General features: G+C 66.5%; 12 protein-coding genes. 1 reads left to right on the top strand and 11 read right to left on the bottom strand.

Translation table 11 applies throughout. The features are described from left to right. Positions 1–18 precede the first annotated feature (18 nt). The 5 genes from OHS03_RS09945 to OHS03_RS09925 are packed head-to-tail and all read right to left on the bottom strand — an operon-like array spanning position 19 to position 4,844. Entirely contained in the window at positions 19–1,011 is a 993-nt protein-coding gene (locus tag OHS03_RS09945; RefSeq protein WP_328662461.1) for a cyclase family protein, read from the bottom strand. Next, on the bottom strand, positions 1,008–1,736 hold the full coding sequence (locus tag OHS03_RS09940; protein WP_328662460.1) for an SDR family NAD(P)-dependent oxidoreductase: 729 nt from the start codon (positions 1,734–1,736) through the stop codon (positions 1,008–1,010). The genes OHS03_RS09945 and OHS03_RS09940 overlap by 4 nt, the downstream gene beginning before the upstream one ends. Continuing rightward, positions 1,733–2,710, bottom strand: a complete 978-nt coding sequence (locus tag OHS03_RS09935) for a fumarylacetoacetate hydrolase family protein (RefSeq protein WP_328662459.1) — start codon at positions 2,708–2,710, stop codon at positions 1,733–1,735. The genes OHS03_RS09940 and OHS03_RS09935 overlap by 4 nt, the downstream gene beginning before the upstream one ends. A 27-nt stretch (positions 2,711–2,737) precedes the next feature. Continuing rightward, positions 2,738–3,676: a VOC family protein gene (locus OHS03_RS09930; RefSeq protein ID WP_328662458.1), complete on the bottom strand. Its 939-nt coding sequence runs from the start codon at positions 3,674–3,676 to the stop codon at positions 2,738–2,740. 31 nt (positions 3,677–3,707) lie between these two features. Next, entirely contained in the window at positions 3,708–4,844 is a 1,137-nt protein-coding gene (locus OHS03_RS09925; protein WP_328662457.1) for an FAD-dependent monooxygenase, read from the bottom strand. A gap of 109 nt (positions 4,845–4,953) precedes the next feature. Between OHS03_RS09925 and OHS03_RS09920 the strand changes: the two genes are divergently transcribed. After that, a complete protein-coding gene (locus tag OHS03_RS09920) occupies positions 4,954–5,895 on the top strand; it encodes a LysR family transcriptional regulator (RefSeq protein WP_328662456.1) in 942 nt (313 codons plus the stop codon). Between the two features lie 100 nt (positions 5,896–5,995). Here OHS03_RS09920 and OHS03_RS09915 read toward each other — a convergent pair whose 3' ends face one another. The 6 genes from OHS03_RS09915 to OHS03_RS09890 all read right to left on the bottom strand — a co-directional run bounded on the left by OHS03_RS09915 (position 5,996) and on the right by OHS03_RS09890 (position 16,968). Continuing rightward, a complete protein-coding gene (locus tag OHS03_RS09915; RefSeq protein ID WP_328662455.1) occupies positions 5,996–8,362 on the bottom strand; it encodes a SpoIIE family protein phosphatase in 2,367 nt (788 codons plus the stop codon). Beyond that, positions 8,359–12,630, bottom strand: coding sequence for a HAMP domain-containing hybrid sensor histidine kinase/response regulator (locus OHS03_RS09910; protein ID WP_328662454.1), 4,272 nt, complete (start codon positions 12,628–12,630; stop codon positions 8,359–8,361). The genes OHS03_RS09915 and OHS03_RS09910 overlap by 4 nt, the downstream gene beginning before the upstream one ends. 213 nt (positions 12,631–12,843) lie before the next feature. After that, on the bottom strand, positions 12,844–13,773 hold the full coding sequence (locus OHS03_RS09905) for an anti-sigma factor RsbA family regulatory protein (RefSeq protein WP_328662453.1): 930 nt from the start codon (positions 13,771–13,773) through the stop codon (positions 12,844–12,846). A 257-nt stretch (positions 13,774–14,030) separates the two neighbouring features. Beyond that, positions 14,031–14,414, bottom strand: a complete 384-nt coding sequence (locus OHS03_RS09900; RefSeq protein WP_328662452.1) for a DUF732 domain-containing protein — start codon at positions 14,412–14,414, stop codon at positions 14,031–14,033. A 482-nt stretch (positions 14,415–14,896) separates the two neighbouring features. Then, positions 14,897–15,391, bottom strand: coding sequence for a flavoprotein (locus tag OHS03_RS09895; RefSeq protein WP_328662451.1), 495 nt, complete (start codon positions 15,389–15,391; stop codon positions 14,897–14,899). Positions 15,392–15,801: 410 nt separating this feature from the next. Continuing rightward, on the bottom strand, positions 15,802–16,968 hold the full coding sequence (locus OHS03_RS09890) for a lytic transglycosylase domain-containing protein (protein ID WP_328662450.1): 1,167 nt from the start codon (positions 16,966–16,968) through the stop codon (positions 15,802–15,804). Positions 16,969–17,048 lie beyond the last annotated feature (80 nt).

Below are 17,048 nucleotides of genomic sequence, written 5' to 3'. Positions count from 1 at the left end.
CGCTGCTTTCGTCGGGGTTCAGACGACCGCGATCGGGTTGACCGGTGCGCCGACCGCGCCGGTGACCGGGATCGGCGCGGCGACGAGGAAGAACTCGTAGGTGCCGGTGCGCGCGCAGTGTTCGGCGAGCGCGTCCAGGTCCCACATCTCGCCGAGGAACAACCCGATGTGCGGGATGGCGACCTGGTGCAGAGGTTGGAAGGCGTCGTCGAATTCGTTGGGCCGCACCTCGAATCCCCAGGTGTCGGTGGCGATCGCGGCGATCTCGGTGCGGTGCAACCAGTCCGCGGTGGTGAACGACAGACCCGGGGCCGCGCCACCCGCGTAGTCGTTCCAACCCTCGCGCCGGGCGCGGCTGAGCTGGCCGGTGCGCACGGTGACGATGTCACCGCGGCCGACCGCCGAGGAGGCTCCCTGTGTGCGGATCGTTTCCTCGAGATGGGCTGTGGTGATGGCGAAACCGTCAGGTAGTTCGGTGCCGGTGCCGAAGACGCGCCCGACGTCGAGCAGCACGCCGCGGCCGACGATCCGATCCGCCACGGTTTCGATGCCGGTGAACTGATCACCCTGCGAGGTCACCACCTCGCCCGCGCGCCGACCGTTCCAGGCCCGACCGTGGTCGAAGATGTGGCCGAGTCCGTCCCATTGCGTCGAACACTGCAGCGGCATCGACACCACGTCGTCGGCGCCGCCGAGACCGTGCGGGAATCCCTGGATCCCGGCTTCGGCGTCGGTGCCGGTATCGAGCATGGTGTGCACAGGGTTGGAGCGACGCCGCCAACCGCGCTGCGGCCCGTTCGTGTCGAAGCTCTGCGACAGGCTGAAGCTGTGGCCGAGCCGGATCAACGCCCCGGCTTCGGCCCGCTTGGCGTCGTCGAGGAAGTTCAACGTGCCGTGCACATCGTCGGCACCCCACCGCGCCCAGTTCGAGCATCGCTGGGCCGCGGCGGCGATCGCGGATTCGGGATCGCTGCGGTCCGGTGGCGTTGCGGCGGTTTCTGTTCCGGTCATCTGTGCTCCTGTAGTTCGGGTCGCAGCGCGTCCGAGATCGACTTCACGCCGCCGTGCGAGCTCGCTCCGCCGTCGACGGTGATCTCGGCGCCGGTCATGTAGGTGGAATCGGCGCCGAGGAGAAAGGCCACCGCGCCGGCGACTTCGGCGGCGGTGCCGGCACGCGCCAACGCGGTCTCACTGATCGACGAGTCCCGAAATCGCGCGGGCGCCGATTCCGTCATGGGGGTGTCGATGAAGCCCGGATGGACGATGTTGATCCGGATTCCGTTCTCACCCAAGGACAGTGCGGCGGTGTGGGTCAAACCGCGCAGTGCCCATTTGCTCGTGGTGTAGGCCACCGGGTAGTGGCCGGTGAGCGCCGCGAGCGAACCGATGTTCACGATCGCCGATCCGGCGCCCATCACGGGGACCAGCGCCTGGATCGCCAGCAGCGGTGCCAGCACGTTGACCGCGTAGGCGTCGGTCATGTCGGCGACGGTCACCTCGCCAAGGCGCGCGCGTCGGGTGATGCCTGCGCAGTTGACCAGTCCGTGCACCGGTGCGTCGAGAGTGGTTGCCAGTTCTCGCCATTGCCGCTCGTCGGTGACATCGAACACGCGCACGCTTTCGCTGCCCTGGCGATCGAGCGCGACGACGTGGTAGCCGTCGTCGGTGAGTCGTTGGGCGACAACGCGGCCGATGCCGCCTGCCGCGCCGGTGACGACCACGGTGTGGGTTGTCATGGTGCGGTCACCTCGGCCCGGTGCTGCGCGCGGTCGCGGAGTCGGGGTGCAGACACGGTGTGTGGCGCGCTGGTGCGCTCGCCGACCGTGTTCACCAGGGTGCCAAGGTGTTCCACGGTGAGTTCGACCGTGTCGCCGGCTGTCAGCGGCGGCGGGTCGAGACGTCCGCGGCGGCCCCACAGCTCGGCCAGACAGCCGCCGTTGCCGACGGTCCCCGAGCCGAGTACATCGCCCGGGGCGAGCACGGCGTCGCGTGAGGCGTAGGCCAGCAGCATGGGGAAGGTCCAGCCCATGTTGGACAAGACATCGCTGCCCACTTCGGCCCCGTTGACCCGTGCCGCGCAGTGCAGTGCGAGGAAGCCGTCGGCGTCGAGGAACGGCACCATTTCGTCGGCGGTCACCAGCACCGGGCCGAGGGTGTTGGCGAAGTCCTTGCCCTTCGCCGGGCCGAGCCCGACCTGCATTTCCAGACGCTGGAGATCACGGGCCGACCAGTCGTTGAAAATCGTGTAGCCGAAGATGTGATCGGCGGCCTGCTCGACGGTCAGGTCGCGACCGGCACGGCCGACGACGGCCGCGACCTCGAGTTCGAAGTCCAGTTCCGCGCAGTGGTGCGGTGCCCGGATCTCGCTGCGCGGACCGTTCACCGTGTGTGGGTTGGTGAAATAGAAATGCGGCGCCGCGTACCAGGCCGCCGGCACTCCGCCGCGACCCTGGACACTCGCACGGACTCCTTCGACATGTTCTTCGAAGGTGACGAAATCGCGAATTGTCGGCGGTGCCAGCGGAGCGTCGAACGCGACCTCCGCCACCGAAATCGGTGTGGTCATCGACTGGATCTGCGCGCCCATCTCCAGCGCGGCGGTCAGCCCGGCCCGGACGAGTTCGAGCACCGTGGTGCCACCGGGGAACAGGTACACGCTGTCGTCGTCGACGACAGCGGCGACAGGAGCCGCGTCGTTATGGCGAATCATGGCAAAACGCATGGTGGATAACCCCTTTCACACCGGTGGTGCGATGAACAGACCCTTGTCGGGGTCGTTGAACGATTTCGCGGCGACGAATTCGTCCATCGCGTTGGCAGTCCCCCATTGGTCGCTGACCTCGGGCTGGGTGAAGTCGTAGAGGTGCGGGTGCCAGGTGTCCTCGTCCAGCGACTCGAGTTCGGTCGTGTACTCCATCGTGTTGCCGTTCGGGTCGAGGAAGTACGAGAAGGTGTTGTTGCCCGCGAGGTGTCGGCCGGGGCCCCAGATCTTTTCGACGCCCGAGCGCAGCATGCGGCCGGTGCCGCGCATGTACTCGTCGAGGCCGCGCAGCTCGAACGACGCGTGGTGCAGCGCGGGATGGGGGCCGCGCGCGATGGCCAGCGAATGGTGCCAACGGTTGGTGCGCAGAAACCACATCATCTTGCCCATGCGCGGATGCATGAGGATGTCGGAGACCTTGAAACCGAAATGCTTCTCGTAGAAGGCCACGGTGGTTTCCGGGTCGGCGGAGTTCACCACCACGTGCGACAGCCGGACCGGAATCGCTTCGCCCACTTCGACTTTGCGATGTCGGCGAGCCGCGACGTCGGCGGACACCTCGATCGTGCGGCCTTCGTTGTCGAAGAACCGGAAACCGTATCCCCCGCCGGGTGTCTGCAATCGGTCCGGTTCGCTGACCAGGGTGGCCCCGCCCCGGCCGAGCCTGTCGGCGACGGTGTCGACCGCCGCGCTGTCGGTGACGCCGAAGGAGATCAGGTCGAGGCGCTTTTCGGCGGCGCGGCGGATGCGTACCACGTACTGCTCGGGCGAGCCCTCCGCGGCCAGATAGGTGACATCGCCATCGGTCGCGGCAACCGAGAGGCCCCAGTGGTTGGTGTAGAAGTCGAGCTGCTTGTCGAAGTCTGGCACGGCCAGTGCCGTGTGCCGCAGGTGGGTGAAGACATGATCGCTCATGAGGAGGCTCCGAAAGACGAGGGGATGGGGTTCAGGCCGGTGTCGCGACGAGTTCGGCGATGCGGCGCATCAAGCCGGGGACGTCGGCGTCGGGATCGTGGTCGAGCATCCATCGGCCGAGCTGCACCGAGGCCTCGACCACGGCTTTCGCTCGTGGCAGTCGGCGGTCGGTGAAGCTGCGCCACAGCTGCGGACCGACCGGTTCGGCGATGAGGAGTTCGCTGAGCACCGCCGCGTCTTCGAGCGCCTGCGCGCCGCCTTGGGCGAGGGTCGGCGGGCACGCGTGGGCGGCGTCGCCGATCAGCACGATGCGTCCGCGATTCCAGGGGCCGTCGATCACGTGCTGCTCGAACCGGGTGTAGTTGACGGCGTCGGGATCGGTCAGCAGCGCACGGACTTCGTCCCACGGTCCGTGGTACTCGGCGGCCAGTGCGCGCATCATTTCGAGCTGCTCGGTCTTGGACAGCGCCGAACGATCGTGGGTGTCCTCGACGATGTAGGCGTACATCGAGTCCGGTCCGGTCGGGCAGTATCCGGCGATGTGCGCGACGCCGCCGTAGTAGAGATCGGTGCGGGTGATCGATGCCGGACGCGAGCACACCAACCGCCAGATGCCCATGCCGGTTGGCTGCGGCTCGGAGTCGATGCCGAGGGCGCGACGGGCGGGCGAGCGGACACCGTCGGCTCCGATCACCACGTCGTAGCGTCGGCTGGCGCCGTCGTCGAAGACGACATCGACGCCGGTGTCGTCGGCCTCGAATTCGGTGGCGCGCACGCCGAAACGTAGTCGCGTACCGGCCTTTTCCGCGGCGTCGTGCAGCATTGCCGCCAGCACCGGCCGCTCCATCCCGACCGCGGCCGGGAGGTCGGGGCCGCCGGTCTTGGTATCGGGAATCTCGGCGAGGAGGCTGCCGTGAGCGTCGGTCGCGCGGATGCCCAGGGTGTCGAAACCCCAGCTCTCGCGGCTGATATCGGACCACAGGTCCAGATCCCGGAGCACGCGTAACGCGTTGCCCTGCAAGGTGATGCCGGAACCGATGGCGTGGCCGCGGCCGCGCGCCTCGACGAGATCGACGTCGAGACCGGCGCGGGCGAGAAAGACCGCGGCCGCCGACCCGGCGAGACCGCCGCCGAGTACGAGGACGGTGCGGGCGGTGTGAGGGTGCATCGAATCACTTCCCTGGGACAGTGCACATAAGCGAGCGTTGTGGTGACTCACTCCACTCTGAGACCCACATCACCATCAGGGAAGGCGTGATTTCTGATTGTCTGTATAAATGGGAGTTATGCAGAAGCCTGCTCGCCCGTTGGCCAATCTCGACCTCAACCTGCTGGTCACGCTGGAGGCCGTGGTGCAGCACGAGAGTGTGACCAGGGCCGCCGAGCAGCTCGGCGTCACGCAACCGGCCGTTTCGGCAGCCTTGGCTCGGCTACGCCGCCACTTCGACGACGACATCCTCGAGCGGGTCGGCAACAGGTACCGGTTGACACCCTTCGGTATCGAGCTGCGTCAGCGCACCAGGGCCGCGCTGACGGGCGTCGAGCGGGTGTTCTCCGCGCGCGGCACCTTCGACGCCACCGACACCAGCCGCGAATACTCCGTCGTGACCAGCGACTACACCACCGCCCTGCTCGGCCAACGCCTGGCCGAGCTGCTCACCTCGGCCGCACCGCACGCACGCCTGCGCATACTCCCCTCCTCACCCGAACTCGTCGCCCGAGCCGAGCACACCCTCACCACCTACGACGTCATGCTCGTGCCGCACGGGTTCGTCACCGATCTACCCAATGAGACTGTCTTCCATGATGATTGGATGGTCGTGACGGATCGGAACCACGAACCGGCCGGCGGCGAACTGAGCGCCGAGGACCTGCAGCGGCGCCCCTGGGTTCTCGTCTACCACTCCCAGACCGCCTCCACCCCGGCCGCGCGCCGGTTGCGGATGCTCGGCATCGAACCGACGCGCCAGATCGTCACCGAGAACTTCCTGACCGTCCGGTGCCTGATCAGCGGCAGCAACCGTATCGCCCTGGTCCCCCGCCGCTTGCTGGCGGTTCCCGGGATGAGCGAGGGTCTCACGGCCTATCCCTGCCCGGTCGACCTCGGCGAGCTGACCCAGGCGATGTGGTGGCATCCGGTGTTCACCGATGATCCGGAGCACCGCTTCCTACGCCGTCTGATCCGGGAGGCGGCCCAAAGCAGCTGCGCGTCAGCATAATCGACTCGCTGTTCATTCGATGAGTACATACATGTCGTCATCGAGTACTTCGAAGCGGTGAGCTTGTTTCATCTCCGCCTCGTACACGTGAGGGCGGCGATCAGAGGTTGCCGGTCGGCGGGCCCTGGCTTGTTCCCACCTGGATACCGACTACACAGGTGTCGTCGTCTGTGTCGGCGTCGCTGCTGTCGAGCAGGTGGTCGAGACGCTCATCCAGGCTTCCGGTGAATGCGGCCGAGATCGTGAGAAGTCGTTCTATACAGAGGTCCAGATCCCGGTCGCGGCGCTCGATGAGGCCGTCGGTGTAGAGCAGGAGTGTGTCGTCCAATTCGAGCTGGATTTCGCCTTCCTCGTAGCTTGTTTCCGCCAGCGCGCCGAGGATTATGCCTTTGAGTTCAGGCAGGGAGCAGGCGTGGCCGGCTCGGACCAGCACTGGTGGCGGGTGGCCTGCGCGAGCCCAGCGCAGGACCCGAGTCAGTGGGTTGTAGACGCCACAGATGGCGGTGGCGAAGATGCTGTCGGTGAGGTGGTGCGCCACCAGATTCAGCCATGCCAGCATCTGGCCCGGTCCGGCACCGGTTGCGGCAAGCCCACGTAAGGCGTTGCGTAGCACGACCATTCCGGTCGCGGCCGTGATGCCGTGGCCGGTGATGTCGCCGACCGATATCAAAATCTCCTTCGACGGCAGCACGATGGTGTCGTACCAGTCGCCACCGACGAGCTCGTCCTGCTCGGTCGGTCGGTAGCGCACCGCGATACGCAAACCGAACGCGTCGGTTGACGGCTGCGCGTCGGGCATGATGGCCTGCTGGAGCTGCCTGGCCAGACTGCTCTGTTCGGCGGCGCGCATCTCGGTGTCGGTGAGCCGGTCCCGGGTCGCCGACAGCGCGATCTCGGTCCAGTGTTGGGACGAGACATCCTGGTACGCACCGCGGACGGCGTGCAGGTGCCCGGCCGCGTCGACCACCGGTTCGGCGATGATCCGGACGTGACGGGTCACGCCGTCGGCTCTGGTCAGTCGGCATGCGGTGGAGGCAGGACGGCGGTAGCGCAGCAGCGTGCGCAGAAACCGTCGCACTGCCTCGGTGTCGGCGTCGTGGACATGGCCTGGCAGCTGCGCCAGCGGGACGGGGTCGGTGGTCGGTGCCAGTCCGTAGAGCGCGAAAAGCTGGTCGCTCCAAGTAATCTCGCCGGTGGCCGCGTTCTCCTCGAAACCGCCGACGCGGCCGAGCCGTTGGGCGTGCTGCAGCAGCGTCGCCAGTCGCCCCGACTCGTCCTCTATCCGCCACACCATGAGCACGGCGTCGCCGTGGCGGCTGATGCTGAGCGCGGCCGCGACGGTCAAGGGGATCTGGTCGACCAGTTCGGTCAGCATGACCCGGTCGGCGCGGTAGGTCTCGCCAGTAGCGAAGACATGCTCGATCCGCTCGAACAGTCGTCCCTCGACCGCGGCCATCGGGTACATCTCGAGCAGTGACGAGCCGCTGATCAGGCCGGGAGGTCGACCGGCCGGGTCGACGAAGCAGCTGTTGAGATGGTGGATGGAGAAGTCGGCGAGCGTGCCCTCGTCGAGGTGGGGTATGAGCACCAGTGCGGGGTCGAACAACCCATCGGCCAAGCGCACGAGGTCGGCGACATCAGCGCGTTCGGTGGTTCGTACTGCAGCAGAGTCGGACTCGAGCGTGTGCGCACACAGCTCGGCCAGCGCTTCCAGTTGCTGGTGAATCTGGCGCGGTTGCACCTCGATCGGCCGAGGCCAGCACACCTCGAGCACCCCGAGTATCTTGCCGGCCGCGCCGACCGGGATCGCTGCTCGGCCGCCGGCACGGTCTCCGATCGACGGCAGCCCCGACACGCTCAGGTCCTCGATCCACTGCGGCGTGCGTTGGATCAGCGCATGCCGCGCCGGGGTCGCCACCCCCGGCGGCACATAGCGCCACCGCTGGGCTTCGTGCCCGGCGATCCCGGCGAAACCCGCCAGAGACAGCGACGCGTCGATGCCCGCGGACCAGATCGCGACCGCTGTGGCGCCCAGCGGTGACACTGCGTGTTCGAGCACCGACTCCGCTACCCGCTGGGTATCGCCCGCCGCGAGCAGTCCGCTCTCGGCGGTGCGCAGCCGCACGACCGCCGTCGGCTCGCTGGGTGGTGTGGCGGTGGCCTGCAGGAACTCCCCGACCACCGCGCTCATTTTGTCCTGCGCCGCCTGGTTCACCAGGTCGACGGCCAACTCCAGGGGCGCGACCCCGGCTCGGGCGGACAGGATCTCCAGCTGGGTTGCCGCCTGCGCGGGCCCGCAGTGCAGCCGTTCGACCAGCACACCCTTGGCCATTTCGATCAGCGCCCGGCCGTCGGCTGTGGCCTGTGCCTGCCGGATCTGGTTGTGTAGCCGCTCCACCGTGGCCGCGAGGCGCGAGACGACCGGGTCTGTCCCGGCATCGGTGTCACCGATTCCGGAGTCGGTCATCTGACACCGAGCCAGTGCACGATGCAGGCCAGGAGCGCATCCGCGTCGACCGGCTTGGTGACGTAGTCGTTGGCGCCGGAGGCCAGGCTCTTGTCCCGGTCACCCAGCATGGCCTTGGCGGTCACGGCGATGATCGGCAGCTTCTCGTACTGTGGCATCTCGCGGATGGTCGATGTCGCGGTGTAGCCGTCCATCTCGGGCATCATCACGTCCATCAACACCAGATCCGTTTCCGGGTGCGTGAGCAGCTTGTCGATGCCCTCGCGCCCGTTCTCGGCGTGCAACACGGTGATGTCGTGCAGTTCGAGAATGCTGCTGAGCGCGAACAGATTACGGGCATCGTCGTCGACGATGAGCACAGTGCGCCCGGCCAGCTCGCCGAGCGGGCGATGCGGCGTGGCGACCGGTGCGTCGTCCCGGCGCACCAGGGGCAGTACGTCCCCGGGTGCCTCGGCGGTGACATGCAGGGCGATCCGCTCGCGTAGTTCATCCAGGCTCGACAGCAACTCCAGCGGCCGTCGCCGCATGCGATCCTGCAGTAGGCGTTCCTGCTCGGCGTCGAGGCGGCGGTTGTGGGCGAGCACCGGCACGCTGCTCAACGCGGCATCGCCGTCCATCGTCTCGAGGAACTCCAGCGCGGCGCTGTCGGGCATGTCCAGCTCCAGCACTACGCAGTGGAACGACTCGGCCGCGAGTGCTCCCGCCGCTTCCACCACACCGATCGCGCTGACCACCTGGACCGGCCCGCGCGGGTCGTTGTTGTCGGCGAGGTCGGCCACCGCGCTCTGCGCGACCAGCGACAGCAGCCCCTGCGGTCGCTCCTCCACTACCAGCAGCCGACGCTGCTGTGGCGTCGCCGAATTCGACGCGAGTTCCAGACGGTCGTGGGTCTGCTGTCGGTCCGTGTGCTCGAGCTCGAGCACTTCGTGGAAGTCGGGGCGAGCGACCGGCAGGTAGAGGGTGAAGGTGCTGCCTTGGCCGAGGGTGCTCTCGGCCGCGATGGCTCCGCCGAGCAGGTAGGCGATCTCGCGGCTGATCGACAGTCCGAGCCCGGTGCCGCCGTATTTGCGGCTCGTCGTGCCGTCAGCCTGTTGGAAGGCGCCGAAGATCGACTCCAGCTGATGCTGGGCGATGCCGATGCCGGTGTCGATCACTCGCAGGGCGATGGCCATGCCGTGGCGGCGTACCGCGGCGGGCAACTCGTGGGTCTCCGTCGGCTCGATTCGCAATTCCACCGACCCGCTCTCGGTGAACTTGACCGCGTTGGACAACAGATTGCCCAGCACCTGCCGCAGCCGAGAATCATCGGTGAGCAACTCCAGTGGCAGACCCGCAGTCGTGGTGATCCGGAATCCGAGACTCTTCTGCGTGGTCACCGGGCGGAAGGTCGCCTCGACGTAGTCCAGCAATTTACGCAGCGGCACCCGCTCGGGGGTGATATCCATCTTGCCCGCCTCGACCTTGGACAGATCGAGGATGTCGTTGATCAGCTGCAGCAGATCCGAACCCGCCGAGTGGATGATGCCGGCGTATTCGACCTGTTTGGGTGTGAGATTGCGGGTCGGGTTCTGCGCCAGCAACTGAGCGAGGATGAGCAGACTGTTCAGCGGTGTGCGCAGTTCGTGGCTCATATTGGCCAAGAACTCCGACTTGTACTTCGAGGCGAGCGCGAGTTCCTGGGCGCGGGTCTCGAGCTCTTGCCTGGCCTGCTCGATTTCGAGGTTCTTTGCTTCGATGTCGCGGTTCTGCTGAACCAGCAGCGCCGCCTTCTCCTCCATCTCGGCGTTGGACAGCTGCAGTTCTTCCTGGCGTACCTGCAGCTCTTCCGAGCGTGCCTGCAACTCAGAAGTCAGGCGCTGCGATTCGACGAGCAGTTCGTCGGTGCGCGCGTTGGCCACGATGGTGTTGACGTTGACGCCCACCGTTTCCATGAGCTGATCGAGGAAATCGAGGTGGATGCGGGTGAAGCGATGCAGGGAGGCCAGCTCGATCACACCGAGCACCTGGTCTTCGACCACGATCGGCAGCACAAGGAGATTGACCGGCGCGGTTCGCCCCAACCCCGAGGAGATGGTGACGTAGTCACCGGGAACGTCGTCCACGGCGATCGTGCGGCGGCTGCGCGCCGCCTGCCCGACCAGCGACTGGCCGAAGGTGAGCCGAGGCGCGCTGCCCGGCCCGTCCGGGCTGCCGTAGGAGCTGATCAATCGCAGCTCCGGCTGCTCGGCGGTCTCGTCGGCCAGATAAAACGCACCGAATTGTGCCGACACCAGCGGCGCCAGTTCGTCCATGATCAGCTCGGCCACCACATGCAGATCGCGTTGGCCCTGCATCAGGCTCGAGATGCGGGCCAGGTTGCTCTTGAGCCAGTCCTGGTCCTGGTTGGCCATGGTGGTTTCGCGCAACGACTCCACCATGGAGTTGATGTTGTCCTTGAGCTCGGCGACTTCGCCGGAGGCTTCGACGGTGATCGAGCGCGTCAGGTCGCCTTCGGCGACGGCGCTGGTGACCTCGGCGATAGCGCGGACCTGGCGGGTCAGGTTGCCTGCCAGCTCGTTGACGTTCTCGGTCAACCGCTTCCAGGTGCCCGAGACGCCCTCGACCTCGGCCTGGCCGCCCAGTCGGCCCTGTGAGCCGACCTCGCGGGCGACGCGAGTCACCTCGGCGGCGAAGGCAGACAGCTGGTCGACCATCGTGTTGATCGTGGTCTTGAGTTCCAGGATCTCCCCGCGCGCGTCCACGTCGATCTTGCGGGTCAGGTCGCCCTGGGCGACCGCGGTCGTCACCTGGGCGATGTTGCGCACCTGGTTGGTCAGGTTGTTGGCCATCGAGTTGACGTTGTCGGTCAGGTCTTTCCAGGTACCCGCCACGTTGGGCACGCGGGCCTGACCACCGAGCATGCCCTCGGTGCCGACCTCGCGGGCCACGCGGGTGACTTCGTCGGCGAACGCCGACAGCGTGTCGACCATGGTGTTGATCACCCCGGCCAGCGCGGCGACCTCACCCTTGGCCTCCACGGTGATCTTCTGGCTCAGATCACCGCGCGCCACCGCGGTGGCGACCTGGGCGATCGAGCGCACCTGGTTGGTCAGGTTGGAGGCCATCACATTGACGTTGTCGGTGAGGTCTTTCCAGGTGCCCGAGGCGCCACGAACGGTCGCCTGCCCGCCGAGGTTGCCTTCGGTGCCGACCTCGCGGGCCACGCGGGTGACCTCGTCGGCGAACGAGGAGAGCTGGTCGACCATCGTGTTGATGGTTTCTTTGAGCTCGAGGATTTCGCCGCGGGCATCGACACGGATCTTCTGGGTGAGATCGCCGCCCGCGACCGCCGTGGTGACCTGCGCGATCGAGCGCACCTGCGCGGTGAGGTTGTCGGCCATGACATTGACCGACTCGGTGAGGTCCTTCCAGGTCCCCGAGACACCTTTGACGTCCGCCTGCCCGCCCAGCCTGCCCTCGGTGCCCACTTCGCGCGACACGCGGGTGACCTCGTCGGCGAACGAGGAGAGCTGGTCGACCATCGTGTTGATGGTTTCTTTGAGCTCGAGGATTTCGCCGCGGGCATCGACACGGATCTTCTGGGTGAGGTCACCGCCTGCCACGGCGGTGGCGACCTGTGCGATCGAGCGCACCTGCGCGGTGAGGTTGCCGGCCATGAAGTTCACCGAGTCGGTGAGATCTCGCCAGGTCCCGGACACGCCTTTGACGTCGGCCTGCCCGCCCAGCCTGCCCTCGGTGCCGACCTCACGCGACACGCGGGTGACCTCGTCGGCGAACGAGGAGAGCTGGTCGACCATCGTGTTGATGGTGTTCTTCAGCTCGAGGATCTCCCCGCGCGCGTTCACCGTGATCTGCTGGCTCAGGTCACCGCGCGCGACCGCGGTGGCGACCTGAGCGATATCACGCACCTGGCTGGTCAGGTTGCCCGCCATCGCGTTCACCGAGTCGGTGAGGTCCTTCCAGGTGCCCGACACACCGGGTACCTCGGCCTGCCCACCGAGGCGTCCGTCGGTGCCGACCTCGCGCGCGACACGGGTGACCTCGGAGGTGAACAGCGACAGCTGGTCCACCATGCCGTTGAACACCGTGGCGATCTCGCCGAGCAGCCCGTCGGCGTCGGTGGGCAACCTGGTGCCGAAATCACCGTCGCGCACCGCGGTCAAACCGGCCAGCAGCCGCCGCAGTTCGACTTCGTCGGTGGCTACCGCGGCCTGCATCGGCGGGGCCTGCTCGGGCACTGCTCGGGCCGGTGCTGCGGTATCCGTCATTGCTGTCCTCGTTGGTCGACCGGTCCGAATCGAACACCTATCCGATCGGTGTGAGGTAGGGCCGACCGTCACCCCACACGACCGAGCGGTGTGTTGCGGATTCGAATGACCACCCGACCGAAGACTTTACGCTGCGACCGTTCGGAGTGAACGCGGCTAACCGGGATTGGGCCCGCTACAGGTTTATCGACGATATGCGAGGCAGATTCTGATTCACACGTCGAGATAGAAGCGGATCGTCGTGCCGTCCTCGCCGGTGTGTATGCGCACCAGATCAGCCAGGTAGTGCACCAGCAGCAGGCCCCTACCGCCGAACTGTCCCTGTTCAGGTGGCCTGCGCCCGGCCAGTGGATCGCTCAGGCACCCGCCGTCGCGAACCTCGAACACAAGGTGTCCCGGCTCGGACCACATCGCGAAAAGTCCCCGGCCGCCGCCGTGCACCACGCTGTTGGTTGTCAGTTCCGCGACCGCCAGCTTGGCGTCTTCGAGCCGTAGGGCGTCGAGTCCCCCTTTGCTCGCGTGGTCGACGGCGAAGTTGCGGACCGATCGAAGCTCGGCTTCGCCGAAGGCGAAGACGGCGGCATCGGGCGCCGACACCAGCGGCTCGTTGTAGCGAGCCACGATCGCCTGCCAGTCGTAGTCGTTGCTGGCCTGCTCGCGCCCCTGACTGATGAGGGTGGGGTGGGTGAGCCGCGCATCGGCCAGGACCGCCGCGTCCAGCCGTGTTTGGTCGTAGGGACACAGGATGGTCACCGCGCGGCCTTCGAAGGCGGCATTGATCAGCGCTTCGTGCTGCGCGCATGCGGGGTATTCCACGGCGCTACGCCCAGCCCAGATCGGCTCGCCGATGATGCGCACCCGCCCCGTCGGATGCGCGTCGGCGAACCCCTTGAGCACCTTCGGAATGATCCGCCCCGGGTTGCGACCGACTTCGGTCATATCGAGAAATGAGATGTCGCGAGCATCGACGCCGAGCTCGTCCTTGATCAACTCGAGGTTGGGCCCCGGTACCGCGACGGCCATCGGCTCACCCGCCGCCAAACCCTCGCGCAGGAATGCCCCCGTCTGCTGCGTGTATTCCTGCTCGTTCGCATAGAACAGGGCAGGGTGTTCGAACGCCTCGTTGGCGGTCGCTGTGCTCATCGGGGCATTACCGTCGATTCGGTTCGGGCGGACAACGTTGATAGACGCGGCCACCGGAAGGCGTATCCACGCGCGGGCTCCTTCGCCACCGTCGGCCGACTCTCAGCCGGAATCGGCAGAAGGTAAGAGCCTTCCGGGCGCACAGTCTAGCCCGCCGCGCCGAGCATCGATGATCGGACTAAGAGTGCCGGCCCTCTTCGATGCGTGGAGCCCTGCCCCATCCACCGCCCTTGGGCAGGTCGACGATGCGCACGTGGTCACGAAACGAAGTCCGGGCACAGATTCGTGGTCGCGGCGCTGACGAACAGCGGGCCCTGATCGAACTGGTAGTTCTGCTCAACCGCGGATGTCTCGTCCAGAACCGACACGCCGCCACGCAGATGTTCACACGTCGCGTGGCCCGCGGCAACCAGCTCCTTCGCCGGTTTCCCCGGCAAGGCCGCGTCGTTGATTCTGATCTCTTCGAGGAACGACTCTTCGTCGGTACTGAACTCGGCTGCTTCGGCGGTGCGGGTCGTGGTGACCTCCACACTGCGGGGCCCGGTCGTCGGGTCACAGCCCGCGACTGCGGCACCGAGAACCGCGACAGTCAGACTGACCGCTACCACGTTGGCACGCAACTGAATTCGCCCTACGAACATCGTGTTGCCCCTGATCTCCAGCAGAGGGACCGATACCCGCGATCGATCCCCTCCGACACCGTTTCCGGTGTGCCATCAACGATCCCGCAGCAGTCGACTGCCCGGAACCCACCCCAGGGTTGGCACAACCCAACCTATGAGATCTCGACCGATCCCCACCCGAGGGTGCTTTCCTCACCGCGGATGGTTGCTCTACGTCTTGGGGCCCCGGCTTAGTCCGCAATGGCTACTACCGATCGGGGCTCGGAGAGCAGGCCGAGAGTCCGCTTACTTGAATCGGATTCCTGAGCTATTCGCGGGCTCGCATGTCGCCTCGAATGGTCGGAGCCATTTGGTGGATGCGGGGTAGGTCGATCTCTGTAGATCGGCGGCGACCAGTCGTATTTGGCGGCGCGAATTCGCCTGAGTTCGGGAATAACTGACCGCCATCCGCAGGCACGACCGCGACCAACATTAGAGACCTCACACGGGCGGTGCGAGTGCTAGTCGAGAGCCTTCAACGCAGCTGCCCACGGAACCGGATCACCCTCAGCGGTCCGGATGAATCGCACGCCCCACTCAGTGAGGGCGGATAGCGCAGCAGCGACTGCAGGGAACTTGAACTGTGTCGCACGAGCGTGGGGTACTGCCACCACGGGCAACCCGGCACCGACCGTCTCGACTAGCAACGCTAGTGGCAACGTATCGCCAATCCCCGCCGCCCATTTCGCCATCGAGTTCGTCGTCAGCGGAGCCACAACAACCGCGTCAGGAGGAGGAAGCAGGTCTGTGGTGCCCGGTTCCTTGAACGTTGAGCGCACCGGGTATCCCGTCTGCGCCGCCAGCGCCTCGGCGTCGATAAACCGAGTGCCATTGGGAGATGCGAGAACACACACTTCCCAACCATCCGCCTGCGCCAGAGCCACCAGTTCCCCGACATCGGCCGCGCCACCGGCACCTGTCACGATCGCGTACAGGACCTTAGTGCGCTCATCCATGCCTCCATCATGACAGGGTGAGGCGGTCGTGGCCGAAGCCTGTCAGCTCGGACAGACCAGCCGAATCAACGGCCCAGAAGAGGAACCCGACGCCCACACCCCTGAGGCCGCGCTCGGGCTGGTCCGCGCCGCCGATCGCGGGAGGTCGGACGCGGCTTACTCGCAGAGGTTTTCGGCGAGGGCGCCATCGACGACGCGTATCTCCAATTGACCATGGCGGGTATATCTACACCTCGCTCGGCATGGGCGGTGCCGTCTCGGTCGGCATGAAAGCGAGGACGAGGTTCCCGCTGATTACTTCAGAATAACCACTAACTTATATTCACGTCGAAGGGTCGTGGCACCATTGCCCGCCCACCCCCGGAACTGAGCGGGTCACGTTTCATCGAGTGTTCGCCACTGGCACAGCCTCAGCTCCTGGGAATGGGAACCACGATGCCGAACGGCAATGTGATCGCCGGCGGCGGAGTGGGTGCAGTCGACTCGATCGGAGCATCTGGGACAGGCACGGCATTCGGATCAGGGGCCGCTTCTTGGCCAGGTCCCGGTTCCTGCCCCACCGGCGGGCAGAAGATGCCGCACGGGATCGGCGGCAAGCCCGGGATGGTGATCATTCCCGGGGCGGGTTGTTGCGCGTCGGGGACCTCCGCGGGTGCTTCGGCCGCCATCTCGGGAGTCTCCGAGGGTTCTTCGGCCGGGGCAGCCGAGGTGTTGTTGTTCGCCGCGACGACATCTTCGTTGCCCGGGCTAGGCGTCGGCATCGAGGGGACCGATTCCACGATGTGCGCCTGACTCGCAGTGCCGCCGGTGCGATAAGCCGTGGACCAGCTGAGCACATCGGCCGCATAGGACCGCGAGTTGTTGTAGCGCAGCACCGCCCGTAGCTCCTGCGCTGGATCGCGCAGGTCGAGGCCGCCGGAGCATAGATATTTTGCCGCTGCCGCGGTCGCGTCGAAGATGTTGTGCGGATCCGAAACGCCGTCACCATTGCCGTCCGCGGCGTACCGGCTCCAGGTGCCGGGCAGGAACTGCATCGGCCCCAGCGCGCGGACCGCGCTGCCGTCGCCGGCAAAGACGACCTCGTTGCCAGGGAGCGTGCCATCCAACGCCGGGCCGAAGATCGGGGTCGTCGTTGTCCCCGCAGCGTCGGTGCGACCGGCGCTTGCGTGCGCGGATTCGATTCGGCCGATAGCTGCGAGCAGGTTCCAGGTGACCCCACAGCTGGGCTGTGTCGATTCGAGTGTCAACTCTGCATTGCGATAGGCAGCGAGAACTATCTCCGGAATCCCGAGCACACCACGGCCGATCGGCAACGGGACGCTCCGCACCGAAACCGCCTCGGTGACAATCGGATCCACGTCAGCAAGGGACTTCACCTCTCGCCAGCTGCGGGAGGGCTCGGGCACCACAGGAAGCAGACCCACCATTCGAGACAGTGCCGCGTCCTCATCGCCCTCGACAACCCCGCTACCTTCGTTTCTGGCGACGGAGGTGGCGAGCAGGGCTTCCGCCGGGTCGACCGACGTGTCGGAGTTCGGGACATGAACGCTGGACCCCGAGCAGACCACCCCGGCCACGATTAGAGCCGACAGAGTTACAGGAGCACTGAATCGCATCCGGCCACACCACTTTCTCTACCTTCGGACGGGAGGAACCA

This window comes from Nocardia salmonicida (assembly GCF_036142455.1).
Classification (GTDB): Bacteria; Actinomycetota; Actinomycetes; order Mycobacteriales; family Mycobacteriaceae; genus Nocardia; species Nocardia salmonicida.
Note: the sequence above shows the minus strand (reverse complement) of the source record. Positions and strands in the feature narration are given on the sequence as shown.